General features: G+C 50.5%; 14 protein-coding genes and 4 pseudogenes. 10 read left to right on the plus strand and 8 right to left on the minus strand.

Translation table 11 applies throughout. The annotated features are described in order from the left end of the window. Window positions 1–477 precede the first annotated feature (477 nt). From LU633_RS21520 to iolD, 5 genes and pseudogenes are all read right to left on the minus strand, one after another. Window positions 478–1,880: pseudogene (locus LU633_RS21520) on the minus strand (sugar porter family MFS transporter). Between the two features lie 498 nt (window positions 1,881–2,378). Continuing rightward, the gene (gene iolE / locus LU633_RS21525) at window positions 2,379–3,278 is read right to left on the minus strand and encodes a myo-inosose-2 dehydratase (RefSeq protein ID WP_016190856.1); all 900 of its coding nucleotides are present in this window, start codon (window positions 3,276–3,278) and stop codon (window positions 2,379–2,381) included. Next, window positions 3,278–4,186, minus strand: a complete 909-nt coding sequence (locus LU633_RS21530; protein ID WP_016190855.1) for a sugar phosphate isomerase/epimerase family protein — start codon at window positions 4,184–4,186, stop codon at window positions 3,278–3,280. Before LU633_RS21530 ends, iolE begins: the two co-directional genes overlap by 1 nt. Before the next feature lie 37 nt (window positions 4,187–4,223). Further along, the gene (locus tag LU633_RS21535; protein WP_016190854.1) at window positions 4,224–5,237 is read right to left on the minus strand and encodes a Gfo/Idh/MocA family oxidoreductase; all 1,014 of its coding nucleotides are present in this window, start codon (window positions 5,235–5,237) and stop codon (window positions 4,224–4,226) included. 43 nt (window positions 5,238–5,280) lie between these two features. Beyond that, window positions 5,281–7,221 carry a 3D-(3,5/4)-trihydroxycyclohexane-1,2-dione acylhydrolase (decyclizing) gene (gene iolD / locus LU633_RS21540; RefSeq protein ID WP_016190853.1) on the minus strand — a complete coding sequence of 647 codons (1,941 nt, stop codon included), beginning with the start codon at window positions 7,219–7,221 and terminating at the stop codon, window positions 5,281–5,283. A gap of 528 nt (window positions 7,222–7,749) precedes the next feature. Here iolD and LU633_RS21545 point away from each other — a divergent pair. Together LU633_RS21545 and LU633_RS21550 are read left to right on the plus strand one after the other, a co-directional pair. Next, the gene (locus LU633_RS21545; protein ID WP_016190852.1) at window positions 7,750–9,663 is read left to right on the plus strand and encodes a bifunctional 5-dehydro-2-deoxygluconokinase/5-dehydro-2-deoxyphosphogluconate aldolase; all 1,914 of its coding nucleotides are present in this window, start codon (window positions 7,750–7,752) and stop codon (window positions 9,661–9,663) included. A gap of 150 nt (window positions 9,664–9,813) precedes the next feature. Further along, window positions 9,814–10,668, plus strand: a complete 855-nt coding sequence (locus tag LU633_RS21550; RefSeq protein ID WP_016190851.1) for a MurR/RpiR family transcriptional regulator — start codon at window positions 9,814–9,816, stop codon at window positions 10,666–10,668. An 83-nt stretch (window positions 10,669–10,751) separates the two neighbouring features. On the opposite strand, the gene iolB is transcribed toward LU633_RS21550, so the two are convergent. Beyond that, window positions 10,752–11,561 (minus strand): 5-deoxy-glucuronate isomerase, encoded by an 810-nt coding sequence (iolB, locus tag LU633_RS21555; protein ID WP_016190850.1) that lies wholly within the window; start codon window positions 11,559–11,561, stop codon window positions 10,752–10,754. 18 nt (window positions 11,562–11,579) lie between these two features. Continuing rightward, window positions 11,580–13,085, minus strand: coding sequence for a CoA-acylating methylmalonate-semialdehyde dehydrogenase (locus tag LU633_RS21560; protein WP_016190849.1), 1,506 nt, complete (start codon window positions 13,083–13,085; stop codon window positions 11,580–11,582). A 325-nt stretch (window positions 13,086–13,410) separates the two neighbouring features. Here LU633_RS21560 and LU633_RS21565 point away from each other — a divergent pair. Further along, window positions 13,411–14,208 (plus strand): annotated as a pseudogene (locus LU633_RS21565) (TIM barrel protein). A gap of 242 nt (window positions 14,209–14,450) precedes the next feature. After that, window positions 14,451–15,542, plus strand: a pseudogene (locus LU633_RS21570) (2,4-dienoyl-CoA reductase FMN-binding domain-containing protein); the annotation flags it as partial. A 29-nt stretch (window positions 15,543–15,571) separates the two neighbouring features. On the opposite strand, the gene rlmG reads toward LU633_RS21570, so the two are convergent. Next, window positions 15,572–16,699, minus strand: coding sequence for a 23S rRNA (guanine(1835)-N(2))-methyltransferase RlmG (rlmG, locus tag LU633_RS21575; protein WP_016190843.1), 1,128 nt, complete (start codon window positions 16,697–16,699; stop codon window positions 15,572–15,574). Between the two features lie 272 nt (window positions 16,700–16,971). On the opposite strand from rlmG, the gene LU633_RS21580 reads away from it, so the two are divergent. The 6 genes and pseudogenes from LU633_RS21580 (at window position 16,972) to mzrA (ending at window position 22,804) form a co-directional block, all read left to right on the plus strand. Next, window positions 16,972–17,478 carry a M48 metallopeptidase family protein gene (locus tag LU633_RS21580; RefSeq protein ID WP_016190842.1) on the plus strand — a complete coding sequence of 169 codons (507 nt, stop codon included), beginning with the start codon at window positions 16,972–16,974 and terminating at the stop codon, window positions 17,476–17,478. A 179-nt stretch (window positions 17,479–17,657) separates the two neighbouring features. Then, window positions 17,658–18,446: pseudogene (locus tag LU633_RS21585) on the plus strand (IS5 family transposase); the annotation flags it as partial. Between the two features lie 240 nt (window positions 18,447–18,686). After that, the gene (locus LU633_RS21590; protein WP_016190839.1) at window positions 18,687–19,658 is read left to right on the plus strand and encodes a TerC family protein; all 972 of its coding nucleotides are present in this window, start codon (window positions 18,687–18,689) and stop codon (window positions 19,656–19,658) included. A gap of 184 nt (window positions 19,659–19,842) precedes the next feature. Continuing rightward, window positions 19,843–21,078 carry a serine/threonine transporter SstT gene (gene sstT / locus LU633_RS21595; protein WP_016190838.1) on the plus strand — a complete coding sequence of 412 codons (1,236 nt, stop codon included), beginning with the start codon at window positions 19,843–19,845 and terminating at the stop codon, window positions 21,076–21,078. A gap of 665 nt (window positions 21,079–21,743) precedes the next feature. Then, on the plus strand, window positions 21,744–22,406 hold the full coding sequence (locus LU633_RS21600) for a DedA family protein (protein WP_016190836.1): 663 nt from the start codon (window positions 21,744–21,746) through the stop codon (window positions 22,404–22,406). Then, window positions 22,376–22,804 carry an EnvZ/OmpR regulon moderator MzrA gene (gene mzrA, locus LU633_RS21605; protein ID WP_040465537.1) on the plus strand — a complete coding sequence of 143 codons (429 nt, stop codon included), beginning with the start codon at window positions 22,376–22,378 and terminating at the stop codon, window positions 22,802–22,804. The genes LU633_RS21600 and mzrA overlap by 31 nt, the downstream gene beginning before the upstream one ends. The last annotated feature ends 74 nt before the right edge of the window (window positions 22,805–22,878 follow it).

Raw genomic sequence — 22,878 nt, forward strand, 5'->3', positions numbered from 1 at the left:
AATTTACCTTTCTGCCAGACTTTTATTTACCAGCAGATTATTCGGGTTTCACAGCATCAGGGTTAAGAACCAGACCCACTGCGCCAGAATAATGGTGTGTTCTGCTCGCATTGCTGCATTTTATCAGGCGCCTCAGTACATCTTGAGCATGAAACGGGCAGGCCCCAGGCCCCATCAGTGGGAGCAACACTTCATTGTGTTCTCGCATGCTGTACTAATGATCGTAAAACAACCGCATACCAAGCCTGAAAAGTTTGAATGAACAGGACTAAAACTCACCGATAAGACTGCCCACAGGCAGCAGCATTGGTCAGCGGCATCAGGCTCACTAAATCCAGCGGGAGGTACGAAGAAGGAGAAGCGGAGTCAACACGCATGGCCAGCAGTACATTCGATAAGGAGTAAGCTGGCCAGCGTGAAATGAAGCAGATTAAAGCCCGCTATTTAGTACCTGTTGATATAAATACATCATCACATTCACGGGCGGAATTTCCCTAACACAGCACGGCCCGATTTATGCTCCGCCCTGGACGCCTTGCCGTGGCCAGTATCCAGCCAGTCCTGAAGATAGTGCTCAATTTGTTCCAGACTGCGATGACGGGTTTCAGGCACGCACCGGATAACAAAAAACGCCCCAAATAACCCAACGACAGCGAATATCAGGAAAGTACCGGAGAGACCAATCCAGGCTAAAAGCATGGGAAAAAAAAGCGAAATTATAAAGTTAGCTATCCACATTGCGAAGACAGCGCCCCCCATAAAAATACCGCGCAGTCGCGTAGGGAAAATCTCCGACAACAACAACCACGTCACAGGTGAAAGCGCCCCCTGCTGGAAACTAAGAAACATCAGCATGCCCGCAATAACCATATAAGCACGCAGTGCGTCGGGCTGACCATTTACCGTTTCAGGAAATATGTAGCTAACGACGCCAATAAATATCAGGCAGGCGGTACAGCCAAACTGGCCAATCATGACCATGGTGCGGCGCCCGATTTTTCCCAACATCCAGATCCCAACAAAGGTCATTAAGACGGACACAACACCGTTCGCGATAGTGGCAAACAGGGCTGCATTATCGGACATGCCGACAGAGGTCAGGACCGTCGGCGCGTAATACATAATGGTGTTAACGCCGGTTAATTGCTGGATTACAGCGATACCAATACCGATTAAAAAAAGTTTAAATAACCAGGGTTTCATCAACTCTCTGAGCCGCGGTTTCCCAAGAGTACTCTGTTCGTCGAGCGTTTCGGTAATTTCCATCAGTTCCCACTCGACATCCTCTTTGCGACGGGCGCGTTCAAGTACGCTTCGGGCCTGTGCATAAAGACCTTTCATCACATACCAGCGTGGTGTGTCGGGCATAAACATCATCCCAACCCACAACAACACGGCAGGCAAAGTTGCCACGACCAACATCCAGCGCCAGGTGCTCTCCCCCCCCAAATCTCATGAAATGCCGCGTTGGAAATATAGGCCAGCAGCTGGCCTGACACGATCATCAGTTCCTGTAATGTAACCAGCTGGCCTCGCTTATTAGCAGGTGCCATTTCCGCAATGTAGACAGGAACTGTCGCCGCAGCACCGCCTACAGCTACCCCAAGAACCAGGCGGAAAAACACCATCCAGTTCACATCGGGAGCAAGCGATGTCCCCACCGCGCCGACAGCAAAGATCACCGCGAGCCAAAGAATGATTTTCTTCCTTCCTGCCGCAGCAGCCAGATGACCTGATAATAACGCGCCAAAAGCAGCACCAAAGAGAAGTGAACTTGTTATCAATCCGGTGGTAAATGGCATGAGATGAAGCTCTTTTCCCATAAAAAGTAATGCGCCAGAAATAACCCCTGTGTCATAACCGAAAAGCAGGCCACCCAAGGTTACGATCAGCGCAACGACCTTAACAAAAGGCGAAGTCGGGGCGTCACTGTTTGGACCCGATGCCTTGTTAAGCGTGAGATATTGTTCTTTAGTCATAATAAGACTCCAGTCACCTGCTGTAATAGGAATAAATTCATATGGGGGCCAGGTGCAAAAGGTCTTTGCCGCATAACCCTGTAAACTCACAGGATCAATTTAAACTAAATGTTTCATATAAGTTAACTATGAAAAATTAATTTTGCGTATTGGATCATGTTTTGTTTCCGCTTTGTGCGCCGAAAAGATAATTATCTTTTCGGCGCACAAGAAAATGAAATTTAACTCATAAAAACAATGAATTAATTTTAATTCTTAAAAAAATAAAATAAGAGTGAATGACATCATTTCTTCTCTCAGAAATGATGTCATTTCACAAAATTCATAAAAAAAATATTTATTTCATAAATAATAACTTACGGAAAGGCCGCCAGAAAGCGGCCTTTAATAAGGCCCAAACTAAATACCAGCAGTCTCGCGAATATATTTTCGTGCTTTAACCGCATATTCAAATGGATTAGCCATAGCCGGATCCTGCTCGGCCTCAACCACCATCCAGCCCTTATAACCCTTATCATTTAACATGCTGAAAACTGCCGTGAAATCTATCGCACCATCACCGGGGACGGTAAATGTGCCTCGTTTAACCCCCTCTAAAAAAGAAAGATTTTCACAGCGAACCTGCTCAATGACAGATGGGCGGACATCTTTCAAATGCACATGCTTTATCCTTGAAAAATGTTTTTCCAGAATCGCTAACATGGTATTTTCGCTCCCTTCCGAATACCAGGCATGACCGGTGTCGTAAAGCAAAAAAACGTGTTCATCCACCAGCGACATGAATTTATCAATCTCCGCTGCGGTTTGAATGCCTGTTCCCATATGATGGTGCAAACACACCTGCATGCCTTTTTCTGCAGCAAGACGCCCCAGCGTGTTATAGCCTTCTGCAACGCGTTGCCATTCATCTTCTGTGAAACAAGGCTTTTTGTTCCCGATGACCGGTAAGCCAGTCCCCTGAATGCTGCCGCTTTGTTCTGAACAACCAATCACCTTTGCCCCCATGATGTGCAGAAAATTCAGATGGTTAACGAACTCATCAACAGTTTTTTCTTTTTGTCCGTTCGCAAAAAAAGTGCTGAACCAGGCATTACATATCTCAAGACCGCGTAGCGCCAGCATCGGCTTCAGCACCGCCGGATCGCGCGGGTATTTACTCCCCACTTCACTACCGCTAAACCCTGCCAGCGCCATTTCACTGACAATTTGTTGGAAGGTATTTTCACTTCCCAGTTCAGGCATATCATCGTTTGTCCAGCCGATCGGCGCGATAGCCAGTTTGACATGTTCATGGTTCATTATCGTGCTCCCGCCTGTGTGCCGGAATAACGGAGCAGTTCACGTTCGGTAAGCTCACGCGTTTCCACTGCCTGATCTTTCATCTTCTCTGGATAGTCAAATAAAGAGGCCGCCACAATAGGCTCGCCCCCCACCTTGAAATGCTTTTCAGCAAACCTCGTGTCGCGGAGCGTGTGAAACAGCACATCGAAATCAACCTCGCCCTCGCCGGGAGCAACATATTGTTGGATAGTGGCATCAACGCCGGGCGGATTGACGATATAGCGACAGTGTTTGGTGTGATTCATTGTGTCCGCAATCAGCACGTGTGACAGATCGTCGCTGGCATAACGCAACATCCTTTCTACATCACCTACGCCTTTGTCATAAAAAAACGTATGGGGAACGCTATAGATATACTTGACGTTATCGCTGCGAAAAGGTTTAACCACATCCACGGTTGCATCATTTTCTTCACAGAAGTCCCAAGGATGAGCCGGTATTTCAACGGGAATCCCCTCTCGCTCGAATATTGGCAACAGCTCTTCCATAGAGTGACAGAACATCTCATCACAGATTTCCGGCTGGTTCAGGTCACCTGAAATCTCAGTATTGATAACCTGCACCTCCATTTCAACAGCGATCTCAACCAAACGTTTCCAGTTTTTGACTGCCGCCTGACGGCGTAACTCATCCGGGCCAGAACAGCGGTAAACGCATATGAACGAGGAGATCTCCAGGCCCATATCCCGTAAAGCCTGTTCGTACTCTTTCATCATTTCCCGGCTGGCACGAGGATGCTTATAAAAGAGGTTGATCTGCGGATGCGGCGATTGCTCAATATATTGATATCCCCACTCCGCAACCTGGTAGACCATGCGCGTGGCACCCATGTTTTTAACCACATCAACATCGAATGCAATTTTCATCGTCATTACCTGTCTGTAAATATCCCTGGGAAAAGCTTTAGCGCGGGTAAAATGCCGGACGTTGTGGCAGCGTGATCTGTATCGTTTCGCCCGTTTCCTGCGCTTTCAGGCAGGCATCCGCAGCAACGGAAGCGGCATAGCCATCCCATGCGGAAGGACCCTGTAGCTGGCCGGTTTTTACATCATTAATAAAGTTTTGTAGCTCAGTGTCGTAGGCTTTAATAAAGCGATCTTTCCAGTCCGTTAATATTGAAGTAGACAATCTGGCAGCCGTACGGAGCTGAACAGAGGCCGGCTCTGGCAGGCGGGCGATGCCATGCTCACCGACAACTTCGCATTGAATATCATAGCCATAGCGACAGTTAACAAAAATCTCCACATCAATCAGCGTGCCTGATTGTGTCTCAAGCATCACAATTTGAGGATCTTTCAGTCGGGCATGTGTGGCAGACGTCGAACGAGGAAAGCGTACCTGCACAGAGCGATAGTCATCGTTAAGCAGCCAGCGCAATGCGTCTAACTCGTGGATTAAGGTATTAGTAATAGCCATATCCGTGGTGTAATTTTCGCCCACTTCAGGATTACGATGTGCGCAATGCATCATCAGGGGCATACCAATCTCGCCGCTGTCGATCGTTTTTTTAAGCGCCTGATAACCTTCATCATAAGGGCGCATAAATCCAACCTGCACCAGGCGTTTTCCCGCATTCATTTCTGCATCAACAATGCGGCGGCATCCTTCCGCTGTCACTGCCAGCGGCTTTTCGCAAAACACCGGTTTACCTGCGGCTATCGCCGCCAGAACATACTCTTCGTGCGTAGGGTCCCAGGATGTCACTAATACGGCATCAACATAACTGGCCTTTATCACGTCATGCGCGTCAGAGCAGGCTTCCGCATTAATGCCTGAGAAGGCAATCGCTGCCCGAACGCTGTCAGCATTGATATCCGATACGGCTACTACGGTTGCGCCCTGCAATGTGTGGGTACAACGACGAATGTGTTCCTTGCCGATAGCGCCAGCGCCAATGACACCAAGTTGTAAGGTCATGATTTCACTCCTGAGATTTTGTAGGTAGAGCGTTATTGTTGGATTAGTAATCTCGCGCCTGTGCGCGTTTTTCATTGGTTTGTTCAGCAACGGCGCGGATCCGTTCCGACAAGGCGGTCTGCGCTACGCCAACGTTCCACCAGCTGCCATATTTGTGAACCATCGTTTTAGGCAGCACTTTTATGTCAATCAGGGTGCTTCCCGCCTCATTGCGCGCTGCATCCAACGCCCGGAGCAGTTGTTCCAGCGTGGTAACCCGCCAGGTTTTACAACCATAGCCGGCGGCGATGGCCGCGAAATCAACAGGAACGAGGCCGCCCTGTAATTGGCCATTTTCAGGCGTGCGATAGCGGAACTCAGTGCCGAAGCTGTTCATGCCATGTCCCATTTGCAGGTTGTTGATACATCCATTGGTCATGTTATCGAACAGCAGGATATTGATTTTTGCCCCTTCCTGAAGAGAGGTAATCAGTTCCGAGTGCAGCATCATGAATGAACCATCCCCCACCAGTGCATAGACTTCACTTTGCGGCTGTGCCAGCTTGACGCCTAATGCACCATTGACCTCGTAGCCCATACAGGAATAGCCGTATTCAACGTGATAGGTATTGGAGGCACGATTGCGCCAGACTCGTTGTAAATCGCCAGGCAGACTCCCGGCCGCAGCGACAATAACCGCATCGGCAGGCAGATTTTCATTCAGCACGCCCAGTACGCTGCTTTGCGTCAACGTTGAGTCGGTAATCTGACGGAACTCGCGGTAAACAGACTCGCGATCCAGATGATCATCAATTTCAGGCACGAAATTTTTTTCCTGCCAGACAGCCTGATAAACACGCTGCGTTTCCTTAAACTGGCTGGCTGCCAGGGCGCTAACGCGATCTCCCCAACCCGCACGCCAACTGCCCTCAGCTAAAGCGGAATCAAGCGCACTCAACGCCTCACGCGCATCGGCCAGCAGCGGAATGCCGTCCAGTTTCCAGGCATCAAAATTGCTGACATTGATATTTAAAAAGCGCACGGCGGGATGGTGAAAGATCCATTTTGACGAGGTGGTGAAATCGCTAAAACGCGTACCGATCCCAATAACCAGATCGGCCTCTTTAGCCAGCAGGTTGGCTGCCAGGCAGCCCGTCTCACCGACGCCGCCCACGTTCATAGGGTGGGATGAAACAACCGTTCCCTTTCCTGCCTGTGTTTCAGCGAAGGGAATGCCGTAACGGCTGGCAAACTGTGCCAGCGCTTGCCCTGCGCCCGAATACTTCACGCCACCGCCGCACACGATAAGAGGCTTCTGACTCGCTTTTATGGCGGCAAGCGCGTCTGCCATCTGCACGGCACTGGGCGGGCGGCGGTCGGGCCGATGTACCCGCCGCGCAAAAAAAGACGCCGGATAATCCCATGCTTCCCCCTGCACATCCTGCGGCAGGCAGAGCGTTACTGCCCCCGTTTCTGCCGGGTCGGTCAGTACGCGCATGGCGTTAAGGCAGGCACTCATCAGCTGTTCCGGGCGGGTAAGGCGATCCCAGTATTTACTGACCGCACGAAAAGCATCGTTGGTGCTAATGCTCAGATCGTAATGCTGTTCGATTTGTTGCAGCACCGGGTCGGGCTGGCGGGTCGCAAACACATCGCCGGGCAGTAGCAGTAAGGGTATGTGATTTGCCGTTGCGGTAGCAGCGGCAGTGATCATATTCGCCGCTCCCGGACCGATTGATGATGTACAGGCAATAATCTGGCGTCGCAGTGACTGCCTTGCAAACCCTGTTGCTGCGTGAGCCATGCCTTGTTCGTTACGTCCCTGGAATAGTCGGAGTTCGCCACCCTCCTGATCCAGCGCCTGGCCCAGACCGAGCACATTGCCATGACCGAAAATGGCAAATATACCCTTTACAAATTTAAGCTCTTCACCATCAACATTCAGGTACTGATTATCAAGGAACTTAATCAACGCCTGTGCCATCGTCAGTCTTAGTTTGCCCATATCACGTATTCCTTTTAGGGTCGCTTTTCCCATCTGCGATTGGCTGGCAGAAAGAAGACTGAAGTCAGTCAACACAGAGCAGGGTTAGCGCGTTCTGTAATAACTCTGGATTATAAGAAAACATTTTTTTCATTAAATTAAAATACAGAAGAAAAATTTCATTCTGCGAGAAAGATCAAACTCTGAGGTCATTTTGCCAGTTATCACGGGAAGAAAGCAGAAAGTTTGATCGAAAAAAATAAAGACCATTCAATGATAAATCTTTTAAATTCAGTGAAAAAGAAAATAAATAACTCTCTGTTACTATCGTTGTAAACAGTGAAAGCACTTCGTTGTACAGGATTTCAACTTGCATGAAAGAGTGGTATCACCTTCACATTTTTGAATTTTTAATTTCGAGTAAATTTGCAAATGAAATTTTTATTTCTCAAACTAAGTGAGTACGTTTACTCTCAGACTGCTGATGAAAGGGATGCACAGGGCCAGCACCCGATCCATTTGGCAGTTATGCAAAAGGAAACTCCAGCGATGAATGCAGAAGTAAAGCGGCTTGATGTCATTTGTATTGGTCGGGTGGCGGTGGATCTCTACGCGCAGCAGATCGGTGCGAAACTGGAAAACGTCACCAGTTTTTCAAAATATTTAGGTGGATCATCAGGTAATGTCGCCTATGGTACAGCGATTCAGGGCCTGAAATCCGCCATGCTCTCCCGCGTAGGTGATGAACACAATGGCCGTTTTTTGCGAGAAACCCTGAATAATGCCGGTGTCGATACAACCTGTTTGATCACAGACAAAACACGCCTGACCGCGCTGGTGATGCTGGGTATTAAAGATCAGGACACGTTTCCGCTTATTTTTTATCGCGATAACTGTGCCGATATGGCTCTCACTCCCGACGATATTGATGAAGACTATATTGCCTCTGCGCGCGCCCTGGCCATAACCGGCACACATTTGTCCCATCCCAGTACGCGTGCCGCCGTTTTAAAAGCACTTGAGTATGCTAAACGTCATGGTCTGCGCACTGCGCTTGATATCGATTATCGCCCCGTGCTGTGGGGCCTGACCACGCTGGGCGATGGCGAAACACGTTTTGTGGAATCCGGCAACGTGACGCGTCAGTTACAGGAAGTGTTACACCTGTTCGACCTGGTTGTCGGCACCGAAGAAGAGTTTCATATTGCCGGTGGCAGTACAGATACCCTGACCGCCCTGAAAAATGTGCGCAGCGCCACGAAAGCAATCCTGGTGTGCAAACGTGGTCCCATCGGCTGCGTGGCGCTGACATCGGCTATTCCTGACAGTTGGAATGACATCCCCCTGCATCAGGGCGTGCGGGTTGAGGTGTTGAATGTGCTTGGTGCTGGCGATGCCTTTATGTCAGGTCTGCTACGCGGCTGGTTAAACAATGAAAGCTGGGATCAGGCCTGCCGCTATGCGAACGCCTGTGGCGCACTGGTGGTCTCACGACACGGCTGTGCGCCAGCGATGCCAACACGAAGGGAGCTGGACGATTATCTTTCGCGTGCTGAATCTATCCCCCGGCCTGACCTGGATCGGCGCCTGAATCATCTCCATCGCGTCACCAGCCGGAGCCAGCAGTGGCCAGAACTGTGCATCTTTGCATTTGACCATCGTAAGCAACTCAGCGACCTGGCCGGGGAAACGGGGTGTGATGAGGCACGCATTCCCCGGCTCAAAATGCTGCTGCTGGAAGCCGCTAAAACTGCGGCACAACAGGCAGGCCTTGACAATCGCAGCGGCATTCTGGCTGACAGTACCTATGGCCAGCAAGCGCTGAATGCCATTACTGGCGAGGGTTGGTGGATTGGCCGCCCGATTGAACTGCCGGGCTCACGCCCGCTGCGCCTGGAACATGGCGATATTGGCTCTCAGCTGATCGCGTGGCCACTTGAACATGTGGTCAAATGCCTTGTTTTTTATCATACGAACGATCCGGTATCGCTACGGAAAGCGCAGGATGAGCTGCTGCTGGAAGTCTGGCAGGCCTGTAATAAATCAGGCCATGAGCTATTGGTTGAGATCATCCAGCCCGACGACGGTCCCAAGAAAGCCGAACACCATTATTACGAGACAATCAGGCATTTTTATCAGCTGGGTATTAAGGCCGACTGGTGGAAACTACCACCGCTTTCAAGCGATACCTGGCAACAGATCGGCAGCCTGATTGAGAGTGAAGATGCTGACTGTCGCGGCATTTTAATTCTAGGTCTTGACGCCCCCCCGGATGAACTTCGCGCGGGTTTTTCTGCCGCAGCAGGCCACCCGCTTATTAAGGGTTTCGCGGTAGGCCGCACCATATTTGCTATGCCTACCCGACGCTGGATGCAAGGTGAGCTTAACGATGAGCAACTGATTAATGAAGTGAAACGTAATTATTTGAATCTGATCGAATACTGGCGTGAAGCAAGGCGCTGACGGTGATACTGCCCGTTTCCCTGCACAAAGGAGACGGGCAGTTCAGGTGTTTTTTTTGAAATGAACAGCATATTTCTTCGCATAAAATGAAAAATTCACTCCACTTGGTACACTGAGTCCTTTCCTCTTTTCCTCCTCAGAGCACAACACATGGCAAATAATCATACTCAGCTCACTATTCTTCAGGATCAAATCCGTCACCGTTACGACACCCTGAGCAAACGCCTGAAACAGGTCGCGCGTTACATTCTTGATAACAGCAACAGCGTGGCGTTTGACACCCTTGCGTCCATTGCACAACAGGCAGATGTGCCGCCCTCCACGCTGATTCGCTTTGCCAACGCTTTTGGTTTCAGCGGCTTTAATGAAATGAAACAGATGTTCAAACAGCATCTTATGGAGGAAACGGCCAATTATACCGAGCGCGCACGCCTGTTTCGTCAGACGTCTAATGAAGGGTCGTCTGCGCCGGAAACGCCCACAGAAATCCTTAACATGTTCACGATGGTCAATACTCAGGCCCTGCAACGGCTGGCGGTACAAACTGCCTCTGACGATCTGGATCGAGCCGTTTCACTGTTGGCAGATGCGGATAATATTTATGTTATTGGTCTGCGACGCTCATTCAGTGTGGCCTCTTATCTTACCTATGCCCTGCGCCATCTGGACCGTAAGGCTTTTTTAATTGATGGTCTTGGCGGCATGTTTACCGAACAACTTAGCCTGGTGGGACCGAAAGATGTCGTAGTGGCGATCAGCTTTTCGCCCTACTCGCGGGAAGTGGTGGAACTGGTGGAGCTTGGCGCACAGCGCAAAGCATGTCTGATTGCCATCAGCGACAGTCAGGTCAGTCCACTGGCAGCATTCAGCGACGTGTGCTTTGTGGTGCGTGAAGCACAGGTGGACGGTTTTCGCTCACAGGTCGCATCGCTGTGCCTCACCCAAACGCTGGCCGTCTCTCTGGCACTTAACCACACGGAAGCGTCGCAAACCCAACAGCCATAACGTCACCAGGTTGGAGTTGTGCCATTAAAAAAACCCCGATCAGTACGATACGGGGTTTTTAGCCTGCTCAGTCAAGGCCGCTTTCACTCGCGCCGGGGATAATTATCACTGTTTATCCACGCGTGATCCTCTTCCCAGCTAAACAGCCACTTACGCTCTGGCCCGGCCATGACGTTCAGATAATAACTGTCGTAGCCCGCGATCGTTGCAACCGGATGATAGCCACGCGGCACCATAACAACGTCCCCGTTAGCAGGCGCCATACTGACATCCAGGCTGCGATCGTCGGTATAAACCCGCTGAAACGCAAACCCCTGCGGCGGATCAAAACGATGATAGTAGGTCTCTTCAAGCTGCGTCTCTTTACCCGGATTCGGCGTGTCATGTTTATGAGAAGGCCATGAGCTGGTTGCCCCCTCGTCGGTGTAAACCTCAACCACCAACAAACAATCTGCTGCCGCACTGTCAGGTAAAATATTGTGTACCAGGCGCTGATTACGCCCTTTACCGCGGTGTTCTACGCCTACGTCCTGCGGCGCTATCACCCTGGCGGGCAGCGTTACCTCTGCCGGGGCGCTGCAAACCGCCAGTTCCAGATCGGAATCGGCACTTACCTCAACCCGGTCATCAGGTGGAAGATAGACCGACCAGGGCGGCGTGCGCTCAAACGGGGACATGCGTTGTCCCAGACGGGGGAAACCACTTTTGCTGGTTTTGACCGAGGCCAGTCCCGCCACCAGAACAAGGCAAAGTTCTCTGCCACCGCATTCAAGCGAGATTTTTTCCCCTTTTTTTAGCTTCCAGACGTCAAAACCGATGTAACGCCAGCCTGCACTCTCTGGAGTGATCGATTGAATATGGCCCTCTTTTCTACTTTGAGACAGCAGTGACACGATAGCCTCCTTTTTCGGTTAGCCCAGCGTTGGCATGCTGAACTCAGAGACAGTTTGCTGTCCCTGTGGCCAGCGAACGGTAGCCGTTTTCATTCGGGTGTAAAAACGAACGCCATCAGGTCCATGAACATTTAACGCGCCAAACACTGAACGTTTCCACCCGCCAAAACTGTGAAATGCCATCGGCACCGGGACCGGCACATTGACACCCACCATGCCAGCCTGCACATCATGTACAAACTCACGGGCAATGTGACCACTACTGGTGAAAACTACGCTACCGTTGCCAAACTCATGGCTGTTCACCAGCTTCAGTGCGCTTTCATAGTCCGCCGCACGCATGATACCCAGCACCGGACCAAAGATCTCTTCACGCCAAATGGTCATTTCCGGGGTGACATGATCAAACAGCGTACCGCCAACGTAGTAGCCCGCCGCATAGCCAGCCAGGCGAAACTTACGACCATCTACAACCAGAGTCGCCCCTTCATCAACGCCCTTATCAATGTAGCCAAGCACTTTTTTCTGATGCGTGCTGGAAACGACCGGCCCCATTTCATTTTCTTCACTACCGCGAAGGCAGCCTGGCCCAACTTTTAATGCTGCCACCAGCGGTTTTAGTCGAGCGATGAGCTTATCAGCCGTATCATCGCCAACCGCCACCACGACCGGTAACGCCATACAGCGTTCTCCTGCGGACCCAAAAGCACCGCCCATAATGGCATTGACCGTGGCATCAAGGTCAGCATCCGGCATCACAATCGCGTGATTTTTAGCTGCGCCAAATGCCTGAACACGTTTGCCATAAGCGCTGGCAGTTTTATAAATGTGCTCCGCCACCCCGGAGGAACCTACAAAGCTCACCGCCGCAATGCGGGGATCGGTATAAAGCTGTTCGGCATCATCGTTGCTACAGTGAATCACGTTAAAGACGCCGTCCGGCAAACCGGCCTCCTTCAACAATTCGGCCATACGCACCGCTGCCGTTGGCGCAAAGGCGGGTGGCTTCAGGACGAAAGTGTTACCACAGGCCAGCGCGACAGGAAACATCCACATTGGCACCATCGCCGGAAAGTTAAATGGGGTAATTCCCGCCACCACCCCCAGCGGCTGCATGAGCGAATAGCTGTCAACACCCGTACCCACATCTGAAGAAAACTCTCCTTTGATCAGATGTGGAATACCGCAGGCAAATTCCACCACCTCCATGCCACGCGTGAGTTCTCCGAGAGCGTCGGTCCACACCTTACCGTGCTCGCTAACGATAATTTCGGCCAGCTCGTCGACATGTTGCTCCAGCAACATTTTAAAATTGAACAGTATGCGCGCCCGGCGCAGCGGCGTGGTCCGTGACCATGCGTCAAATGCCTTCGAGGCGACCTGAATGGCGTCGGAGACTTCCTGTGCTGTCGACTGTGTCAGCTCACAAACCACCTTGCCTGTCGCGGGGTCGTAAACAGGCACCGTTTCTTTACTGCCGCTGAGATGGGTTTTTCCGCCAATAAAATTTCCCGTGGTATTCATGCTGTTGCCTCATCTGAAAATAGGAATTAGAACCCGACATTGTCTGCGCAATGCCATAACCGTAGTTAAATGAAAAATTAATTTCAATTATTAATTAAATGAAAATTAAATTTGGTGAGAAGTGTCGCATTTTTTATACCAGGTTTTCATATCAGGAAAAATGAAGACCTTACGGTTTGCCGGATTGTTATCGACTGACGACTATCATTCTCCGGCAAGCATTATTTTGCGAGAATAATCATTAAATTTCATTTTCATATTAAATGAAATAATTTTTTTAAAAAATAACAGAAACATCCTGTCATTCCATATCAAGGAGAGTTGGGTGACCATTGCCGCAGAACGATTCTGTATCAACAGAAAGATTGCGCCATCACTCAGCATTGAGGCGTTTTTTAAACTGGTCAACAGTGTAGGATTGCGCAATAGTTGAACTTCGTAATGACTTAAGCGTCACGGATAGCCTTAGCCATCAGCAGGTACGCGATCTTGCTGAACGTTATCAGATAAAAATTATGACGATAAATGCTGTGTATCCCTCCAATCAACACAGTGAGAAGGTTCGTGAATTAACGGAGAATCTGCTGCGCGAGGCAAGAGGCGCCGGCGCAACGTCGCTGGCAGTGTGTCCCTTAAATGATGGAACAACGGTTTCAGCTGGCGAAAAAATTGGCGCGCTGCGTGGCCTGGCACCTATGGCATATCGGATCTTGTCGAACCCTCAGGTTTCCCACAGAGTTCTTTACGCTCTGCTGCACAGGCCCAACATTTAATCAATGGTGCAGACGTGCCTTTTAAACTGCTGATTAACACATTTCACCATCACCTTTATCCTGCTGCTGATAGCAAGTTCTCCCAAGTAAATATTGCGCAAATCGGGCTGGTGCATCTCTCGGGCGTTGAGGATACGCGGCCTCGTGAAGAACTCACTGACGATGAGCGCATTATGTTGACGCACTCAGATTACCTGCAAACCTGTAAGCAGGTACAACATCTTGAATCCAGAGGCTATCGGGGAATATATGCTTTCGAGCCGTTTGCGCCAGAGCCGGCTAACTGGAATGAAGTCAAAATTCGGCAGGAAATTCAAAACAGCATAATGTTAATTCAACAGCATTGTTGAAAGATAGCTGGCGGATGCTCGGGGTTACGGCAGCGTAATGATAAATGGGTGACCGCCAAAGACTAGCCGTTTTGACCGCATCCCGATACTGACAGAAAGGATAAAATCGCAGCGCTGCCAATAATCAGCGCTTAATCACACAACTACCTTGCTGGCTTTCCCAAAAACATTTTCATCGCTACAGTAAATTCATCCGACCACCTCACTGACGAGTTGATAGGGGCGTTTCTCTCCTCTCTCCTTTGGATCTGGGTTTTACCCAACTGAAAAACCGCGTTCTGATGGGATCTATGCACACCGGTCTGGAAGAGCATCCCGATGGTGCGCGTCGCCTCGTCGCATTCTATGCCGAGCGCGCTGCAGCCAGCGTGGCGCTGATTGTCACCGACTGCGTCTCACCGTCGCCGGAGGGCGTAGTGATGGCAGGCGCATTAGTGCTTACCCACACAGACCAGCTGCATCACCGCATTATCACCGAGGCAGTCCATCAGGGGGGAAATCGCCCTGCAAATACTGCATGCAGGTCGTTACAGATATCAGCCTGAGCTGGTTGCCCCCTCGCCGCTCCAGGCACCCATTCATCCCTATCAACCCCGGGAACTGAGCGAAGACCATGTTCTGGCCCTCATTGCTGATTCCTCCCACTGCGCCAGTCTGGCGCAGGCCACCGGGTATGATAGCGTCGAAATCATGGCCTCAGAAGGCTATCTGATTAATTAGTTTCTGGCGGCCAGAACGAACCAGCGCAGCGAGCGGTGGGGAGGCGACGATCAGAGGAGGATGCGCTTTGCGCTGGAGATTGTCCGTGCGCCGCTGTCGGGCCGGTTTTTATCATCGTCTTTCGCCTGTCGATGCTCGATCTGGTTGAACAGGGCAATACACTGTTGCAGACGGTACAACTGGCGCAGGCCGCTGAACAGGCTGGCACGAGGCGCGCATTCCTACCATTGCCACGTCGGTGCAGCGTGGCACTTTTGGCTGGGTAACAAAACAAATCCGAACACATCTGCGCATTCCCCTGATTGCCACCAACCGTATTAATCACCCGGACGTTGCCCAGGTGCTACTTGACGACAACTGTGCCGATATGGTTTCCATGGCGCGCTCCTTTCCGGCTGATGCTGAGTTTGTTCAGAAAGCGCAAACGGGCCGCAGTGATGAAATCAATACCTGTATCGGCTGTAATCAGGTCTGCCTGGACCAGGTTTTTGCGGGAAAAATAACGCCCTGCCTGGTGAACCCCCGCGCCTACCATGAAACCGGGCTGCAGCAGCGTCCTGCCGAAAAAACTGACCGTGGTCGGTGCCGGTCCAGCAGGACTGGCGTTCGCGATTTTCATGGGTAAAGCAGAGATAATACGCAATCAGCGTAATTTTACCGCACGCAGTATAATGAATTTTTGATTGGTGACCACGGTGGTGCAGTTACCAAAGAGTTTTTTCAGCTTTTGGTAGTAGTCAAGATGTCGGTTACCGACAATGCGCAGTTCACCGCCATACTGCAAACAGCGTCGCGCATCACGAAACATTTGCCAGGCAATATGATCGGTCAGGGCGTTCTGCTGATGAAAAGGTGGGTTACACAGTACCGCCTGTAAGGTGTCGGAAGGAAAACCGGCCAGTGCATTGTTCACCGCAAACTGACAGCGTGACAGGTCGTCTGGTCGATTGATTTCCACGTTCATCAGGCTGGACGCGACGGCCATCGAGGATTCATCAACAAAATGTACCATCGCCGCAGGATTTTTCTGCAGCGCCGTCAGGCCAATGACGCCGTTGCCACAGCCGAGGTCGACGATCTCACCTTCTATCCCTTCTGGAAGATGCGCCATAAAAAAACGCGCGCCGACATCCAGACCGCTGCGGGCAAAGACATTGGCGTGATTATGAATGTGGTAAGGCGTGCCCTCAAGCGGCCATGCACAGGTGTCCGGTGCGTCCGCTAAATCAGGCAGCTCGACGGAAGTAAAAATCAGACGTGCTTTCTTCACCGCAAGCGATGTCGTGGTGGTTCCTACTATCCGCGCAAACAGCTGTAGTGTGGAAGTATGAATATCCTTCGCTTTCCCGGCCGCGATAATCTGCGTATCAGCGTCGACAACCTGCCGCAGCACACGCAGCTGCTGTTCAAGCAGCGCCAGCGTTTTGGGAATTTTAATCAGCACCCGGGCAGGTTTTACCGGGAGTGGCGTCAGACTGTCGAGGAAATGCACATTTTCCTCTTCCAGTCCGTTCAGCGCCAGATTCTGCCGCGTGGCCAGCTGGCTCATCCAGGAATCACTGATGCTGTAGCGATCTTCACCCGCCAGGGCACAGGCCAGTGTGCCAAACGTGTCGTTGAACAGGAATGTTGGGCCCTTCACCGGTTTGTATGCAATATGCTGTAACAGATACTCATCAGCAGCATCCCACGCTTGCAGTGGAATCGCCTCACGCATTTGCGGGAAACGTTGCAGTGTCAGCGTACGGTGGCTTAGTTCGAATTGGCTCATGGATTCACCCGGTGGAGAAATTTCCGCGATTTATCCCCTAAAATCTACTCACAGTAAACGTTTTTCTTCTGCTGAATGAAATCGTCATGGCATGCCATGCAGACAAGATTAACGCGTGCAGATGACCATCGATACCACAATTGCACGGGGCTTTCGCTACAGCAGCACCGGCTTCCCCCTGTGAAAGCAGCAGGTGAAACAGGTTCTGCCTTTGGCGTGGTAAACTCCCGCAGTATGCTTATCCACGTTTTCGATGCGGAGTGAATGTAAATATGTCATCGCTTATTTATTTGCAGGGCTATCCCGAGTCACTTCTGGCGCAGGTTCGCACACTGATTGCCGAACAGCGGATTAGTGAAGTGCTCAACAAACGCTACCCGGATAATCATGGCATCACCAGCGATAAGGCACTTTACGACTATACACAGGAACTAAAGAACCAGTCTTTGCGTAATGAAACGCAGCTGAATAAGGTGTTTTATGACAGTAAAATCAAGGTGATGAAACATGCTTTGGGCCTGCATACCGCCATTTCCCGCGTTCAGGGCGGCAAGTTAAAAGCTAAAGCGGAAATTCGCATAGCCACCATTTTCAAACAGGCACCTGAAGCGTTTTTGCGCATGATTGTGGTACATGAACTGGCCCACATTAAAGAGAAAGACCACAGCAAAGCGTTTTATCAGCTGTGCTGCCATATGGAGCCGCAATATCACCAGCTGGAGTTTGATACCCGGCTGTGGTTGACGGCCAGAGAGCTGGAAAGCGGACAGATAGCGTAAGCGTTACCAGGACAGCTTCCGAACGCAACAGTGTGGGGAGTTAACCCCGCCGCGACCCACACCGCATTGTATCCGTGGCCTCAAAACGTCGTCCTGCTGTGTTATAAGATTCAACATTAAGACGCTGTCCCAAAAGGCGTTATCGTATAATGCATCCCGGTCATATCTGAGGGCAAAGTATGGCAGGCGGTAAAGGGAAGATTAGCGATGAACTCCGGGACAAAATGGCCCCGCTTATCCCGGAACACAAAACCCGCCATCCTCCGGGTACACGCCGAAAACGTGTTGATAATCGGGCCGCAATGAACGCCATTTTCTTCGTCCCCAGCACAGCCTGTCAGTGGAATGCACTCAATGCCACCGTGATATGTTCATCGGGTTCTGCACACCGGCGCTTTCAGGAGTGGCGCGATGCAGGCGTCTTTGAGCGCTTCTGGCAGAACGGTTTGCTGGCCTGCGAGCATCCGGACAGCATTGACCGGTCCTCGCTGTCGATAGACGGCTGTATGACCAAATCGCCGCTGTCGGGAACAAAAAAACAGGCCGCAATCCCACGGACAGAGGGAAACAGGGCGTAAAGCGCAGCCTGCTGACGGACGCCAACGGTCTTCCTCTGTCGCTGGTCGCCGCACCAGCAAATACGCACGACATCAACCTGGTTGTGGATACGCCCGGTGCCCTCCGGACGGGGCGTCCGGGGGAAAAACCTGGACAAAGGTTACGAAGCTGGATAGCTGAAAACGTATCTACAGAGTCGCCGTTACGAGCCACATATTCAGTCCCGTAAAGAGGGGTCTGACGCCAGTAAAAACAGGGACTTTAAAGCCCATCATTGGGTCGTCGGGAGGACACATAGCTGGATGAATCGCTTTCGTCGGGTTCTGACCCGATGGGAAAAGAAGGCCGAAAATGACGAGGCTATGTTGCATTTTTCCTGTGGTCTTATTGTCTGGAATAAAGTTCTGTTGAGACAGGCTTTTAATATGATTGATCCTTTCTTCGCCATCCGTTATTGTCGGCTGCAGCGAAGGGGAGTAACTTTATTGCCGGTTAATCGTCATTACGGTGCGCATGCGCCCGGTTGCCGGGCAGCCAGGATCCATCCTGTGTTGTAAGTGAGACCTTGCCGGGAGGCGAGGTTTGCTTACAGAAAATAGACTGTGACTGACGTCTTCCAACGTTGGTCATTTTTTATACAGGAAACGCATATGAATACCGTAGGCACACCGTTACTTTGGAGTAGTTTCGCCGTTGTCTTGCTGATTATGCTGGCGATTGACCTGCTATTACAGGCGGGCCGCGGCAGTCAAACGATGGCACTGAAACAAGCCGCACTGTGGTCGCTGGTGTGGATTTCGATGGCATTGTTCTTCGCCGCTGGCCTGTGGTGGTATCTGCAAGGCAGCGCCGGACCCGAGATTGCTCACAAACAAGCCCTGGCTTTTCTTACCGGCTATGTGCTGGAAAAAGCACTGGCCGTGGATAATGTTTTTGTCTGGCTGATGCTGTTTAGCTACTTCACCGTTCCTGCCAATTTACAGCGCAGGGTACTGATTTACGGCGTACTTGGCGCAATCGTGCTGCGCACCATCATGATTTTTGCCGGTAGCTGGCTGGTCAATGAATTCAGCTGGATCCTGTACGTATTCGGCGCTTTTCTGCTGTTTACCGGCGTGAAAATGTCGATGGCGGGTAAAGAAGGTGACGGTGCGGTCGGCGATAAACCGGTAGTGCGCTGGCTGCGTGGACACCTGCGCATGACCGATAACCTTGAGGGTGAGAAGTTTTTCGTTCGCCGCAATGGCGTTCTGTTCGCCACCCCGTTGCTGCTGGTGCTCATCATGGTCGAACTGAGCGACGTTATCTTTGCCGTCGACAGCATACCGGCTATTTTTGCCGTGACCACCGACCCCTTTATTGTGCTCACGTCCAACCTGTTTGCCATCCTGGGGCTTCGCGCGATGTACTTCCTGCTGGCAGGCGTTGCCGAACGCTTCTCGATGTTGAAATATGGTCTTGCAGTGATTCTGGTGTTTATTGGTTTCAAAATGCTGATCGTCGACTTTTATCATATTCCGGTTGCCGTGTCGTTAAGCGTGGTTGGTGGTATTCTGGCCGTGACACTGATTATTAACGCGCTGGTTAATCGTCATAACGACCAGCACCTGAAGAATAAATAACTATTTTACCGAATTATAACAACAGGCCTGTGGCAGAAATAACTCACTGCCACAGATCATTTTCCCTTCCGCTGACATCACATTTCTTTATACTGCCACTGCAAACACACCTTTTCGCCGGGTTTAATGAGAACAAGGCGGTCTGATTTTATCATTAACATTAAGAATTGGTTTTAGTATGAGTATGGAAAAACGCCGTCCTGTACTGCTACGATGCCTTCTGCAGGGAAGCCTGGTTAGCCAAATTTCAATAGGTTTGGTTGCAGGTATGGCACTTGCCTGGTTTTCGAAAGAAGGCGCGGAATCAGTCAGCCTGCTGGGATCTTTATTTGTCAGCGCACTGAAAGCCGTCGCGCCTGTGTTGGTTATGGTGCTGATCATTGCTTCAATTGCTAATCATCAGCAGGGACAAAAGACATCGATACGCCCGATTATCGTACTCTATCTGTTAAGCACTTTCTTTGCCGCCGTGCTGGCCGTTGTGTTTAGCCACCTGTTTCCGCAAAAATTGACGCTGGCGGCAGTCGATCAGGAGATTGTGCCACCTTCAGGGATAATGGCTGTGCTTGACGGTCTGATCACCAGCATGGTTTCCAATCCGATTGAGGCACTGATGCACGCAAACTATATTGGAATCCTGGTATGGGCGATTGGACTTGGCTTTGCTTTTCGCCACAGTAGCGAGACAACACGCACATTCCTGAACGATACGGCAAATGCCATCACCTCGCTGGTACGTATCGTGATCCGCTGTGCACCAATAGGCATTTTTGGCCTGGTGGCATCTATTCTGGCCTCAACCGGCTTTTCTGCGCTATGGAACTATGCCTACCTGCTTGGGTTACTGTTAGGTTGTATGCTGGTGATGGCCCTGGTAGTCAATCCTATTTTGGTCTGGTGGAAGATTCGTCGTAATCCCTATCCGCTGGTGTTTACCTGCCTGCGGGAAAGCGGCGTCACTGCTTTTTTTACCCGTAGCTCTGCTGCCAATATTCCGGTGAATATGGCGCTGGCAAAAAAGCTTGGTTTAGACGAAGACACCTATTCCATATCAATTCCGGTCGGCGCAAATATCAGTATGGCCGGCGCATCCATCACTATTACCGTACTGACACTGGCAGCCGTAAACACGCTGGGAATCCACGTCGATACAAGCACCGCTATCCTGCTGAGTTTTGTCGCCTCGATTTGTGCCTGTGGCGCTTCGGGCGTGGCGGGAGGCTCTCTGCTGCTGATACCGGTAGCATGCAATATGTTTGGTATTCCTGACGATGTGGCGATGCAGGTTGTCGCTGTCGGCTTTGTTATTGGCGTGCTGCAGGATTCCGCAGAAACAGCGCTGAACTCATCAACAGATGTCTTGTTTACCGCAGCAGCCTGCATGGCTGAAAAACAAGCGGAAGACAAAACACATGTCTGATCCTGCGCTGGTCGTCTGCTGTCTCAGGATATTCCTTGTCGCTGCAGACCTTAATAAAAAAGGCTGACAGCGGGAAAGCACTGGTAATCGTACGCATTCTCGGCGCTTATGCTGAATTGGGGGATGCGTGTAGGCAGCAGGCAGGATTACATTCACTCTTATCAAAAAAATTAAATATCTTAAGGGCATATTTTACCCATCAGCATCCCAGGGGGTTTTAACCCGCTCTAACGCAACAGGTAAAATACCCCCGTTACCCAACTTACACGCTGGATTAAGGCCTGCACACAAGGATAAGTCGCCAGAAAATCTTAAAACACCATCGCAATCCGGCAATTACCTTTAAAAAGTAATTAGTTAACTTCCCTGGCTCTGCTTAAGTCACAATAGTATATAAACAAGCTAATTATGTCAGCCTGTGTAAAACCCCTTTGCCTCAGACTTTGTCGCCTGTAAAACAGTCCTGCCACGACGCCAATGAAGCCCAATGCTCCGGCCTCTGATTACCCTGAACGTGATTCTTTTGCCAGAAATTCGACAGGCTTTTTACATCAGTGATAATTTCGTCCGTGTAAAGTCGGCAATCCACACCCATACTAATGATGAATCGAACATGCCGGATTTTGCCCATAACAGCACTACCATCTTGTTCAGGAATGGTTTTTATGGATATTTTTAAAGAACTGATTCACGCCCTTTGGCAGCAAGATTATGAAATGCTTGCCGATCCGACGCTGGTATGGGCAATTTATATTGTCCTGTTTTCAATCCTGTTTCTTGAAAATGGGCTGCTCCCCTCTGCATTTTTACCGGGTGACAGCCTGCTTATTCTGGTTGGTGTGCTGATTGCCAAAGGCACCATGACCTTCCCACTCACCCTGCTGATTCTGACGACGGGGGCAAGCCTCGGGTGTTGGGTAGGCTATATCCAGGGCAGATGGCTGGGCAATACCTCCCTTATCCAGAAATGGCTTTCACATTTGCCGGAACAATATCATGAACGAGCGCACAAACTGTTTCATCGCCATGGGCTTTCCGCACTGCTAATTGGGAGGTTTATCGCTTTTGTCAGAACCCTGTTGCCGACTATCGCCGGGCTGTCTGGCCTCAATAATGCCCGCTTTCAGTTCTTTAACTGGATGAGCGGTTTCCTCTGGGTTCTGATTCTGACCGTGATGGGTTTTGTACTGGGCAAAACGCCCATTTTTCTTAAATATGAAGATAAGTTGATGTTCTGCCTGATGCTGCTGCCACTGGTGCTGCTGGTGCTCGGTCTGTTTGGCTCACTTTACGTTTTATGGCAAAAGAAGCGCAGCACCTGTCGGTGAAAAGGAAGTTGATTGTGCTAAAGAGAATCAGACTTTACGGGGTACCGGGCTATCTCACCACTATGGCCGCAACGTTAGCCCTGTTGATGATGTTCTTTTTGCCCACACGGGTGCGCAATGAATCAGCACTCCATATCCGCGCCTCACATCAGGGTACTGCCTTGCCGGATGGTTTCTTTGTTTATCAGCGACTCAGTGCCCGAGGTATACAGATCAAAAGTATTACCCTGGATAACAAGATACTGATCATACAATTTGATTCATTTAAGCAAAGTGCTGAGGCAGAAAAAGTGTTGCGGGATCTTCTGCCATTCGATTTCGATGTCGCACAACAGGAAGAACCTTCCCCTTTTAGCTGGATCTCCTGTTTGAATACCGCTTCCCAAACCCTGAGCTGATGCCGCCAGTCCATTCTGCCTGCACGCCCTGCTATTATCCTTCTGAATACTATTCCCTTTGAGCTTTCTCTTTT

It is taken from the genome of Erwinia tracheiphila (assembly GCF_021365465.1).
Lineage (GTDB): Bacteria > Pseudomonadota > Gammaproteobacteria > Enterobacterales > Enterobacteriaceae > Erwinia > Erwinia tracheiphila.

What these genes read in the sequence shown, in the direction of transcription:
- rlmG (WP_016190843.1), bottom strand. Translation starts at nt 16,699, where the DNA reads ATGAGCCAATTCGAACTAAGCCACCGTACGCTGACACTGCAACGTTTC.
- LU633_RS21600 (WP_016190836.1), top strand. Translation starts at nt 21,744, where the DNA reads ATGGATATTTTTAAAGAACTGATTCACGCCCTTTGGCAGCAAGATTAT.
- mzrA (WP_040465537.1), top strand. Translation starts at nt 22,376, where the DNA reads ATGGCAAAAGAAGCGCAGCACCTGTCGGTGAAAAGGAAGTTGATTGTG.
- LU633_RS21545 (WP_016190852.1), top strand. Translation starts at nt 7,750, where the DNA reads ATGAATGCAGAAGTAAAGCGGCTTGATGTCATTTGTATTGGTCGGGTG.
- iolE (WP_016190856.1), bottom strand. Translation starts at nt 3,278, where the DNA reads ATGAACCATGAACATGTCAAACTGGCTATCGCGCCGATCGGCTGGACA.
- iolD (WP_016190853.1), bottom strand. Translation starts at nt 7,221, where the DNA reads ATGGGCAAACTAAGACTGACGATGGCACAGGCGTTGATTAAGTTCCTT.
- LU633_RS21590 (WP_016190839.1), top strand. Translation starts at nt 18,687, where the DNA reads ATGAATACCGTAGGCACACCGTTACTTTGGAGTAGTTTCGCCGTTGTC.
- LU633_RS21530 (WP_016190855.1), bottom strand. Translation starts at nt 4,186, where the DNA reads ATGAAAATTGCATTCGATGTTGATGTGGTTAAAAACATGGGTGCCACG.
- LU633_RS21535 (WP_016190854.1), bottom strand. Translation starts at nt 5,237, where the DNA reads ATGACCTTACAACTTGGTGTCATTGGCGCTGGCGCTATCGGCAAGGAA.
- LU633_RS21550 (WP_016190851.1), top strand. Translation starts at nt 9,814, where the DNA reads ATGGCAAATAATCATACTCAGCTCACTATTCTTCAGGATCAAATCCGT.
- LU633_RS21560 (WP_016190849.1), bottom strand. Translation starts at nt 13,085, where the DNA reads ATGAATACCACGGGAAATTTTATTGGCGGAAAAACCCATCTCAGCGGC.
- LU633_RS21580 (WP_016190842.1), top strand. Translation starts at nt 16,972, where the DNA reads ATGTCATCGCTTATTTATTTGCAGGGCTATCCCGAGTCACTTCTGGCG.
- sstT (WP_016190838.1), top strand. Translation starts at nt 19,843, where the DNA reads ATGGAAAAACGCCGTCCTGTACTGCTACGATGCCTTCTGCAGGGAAGC.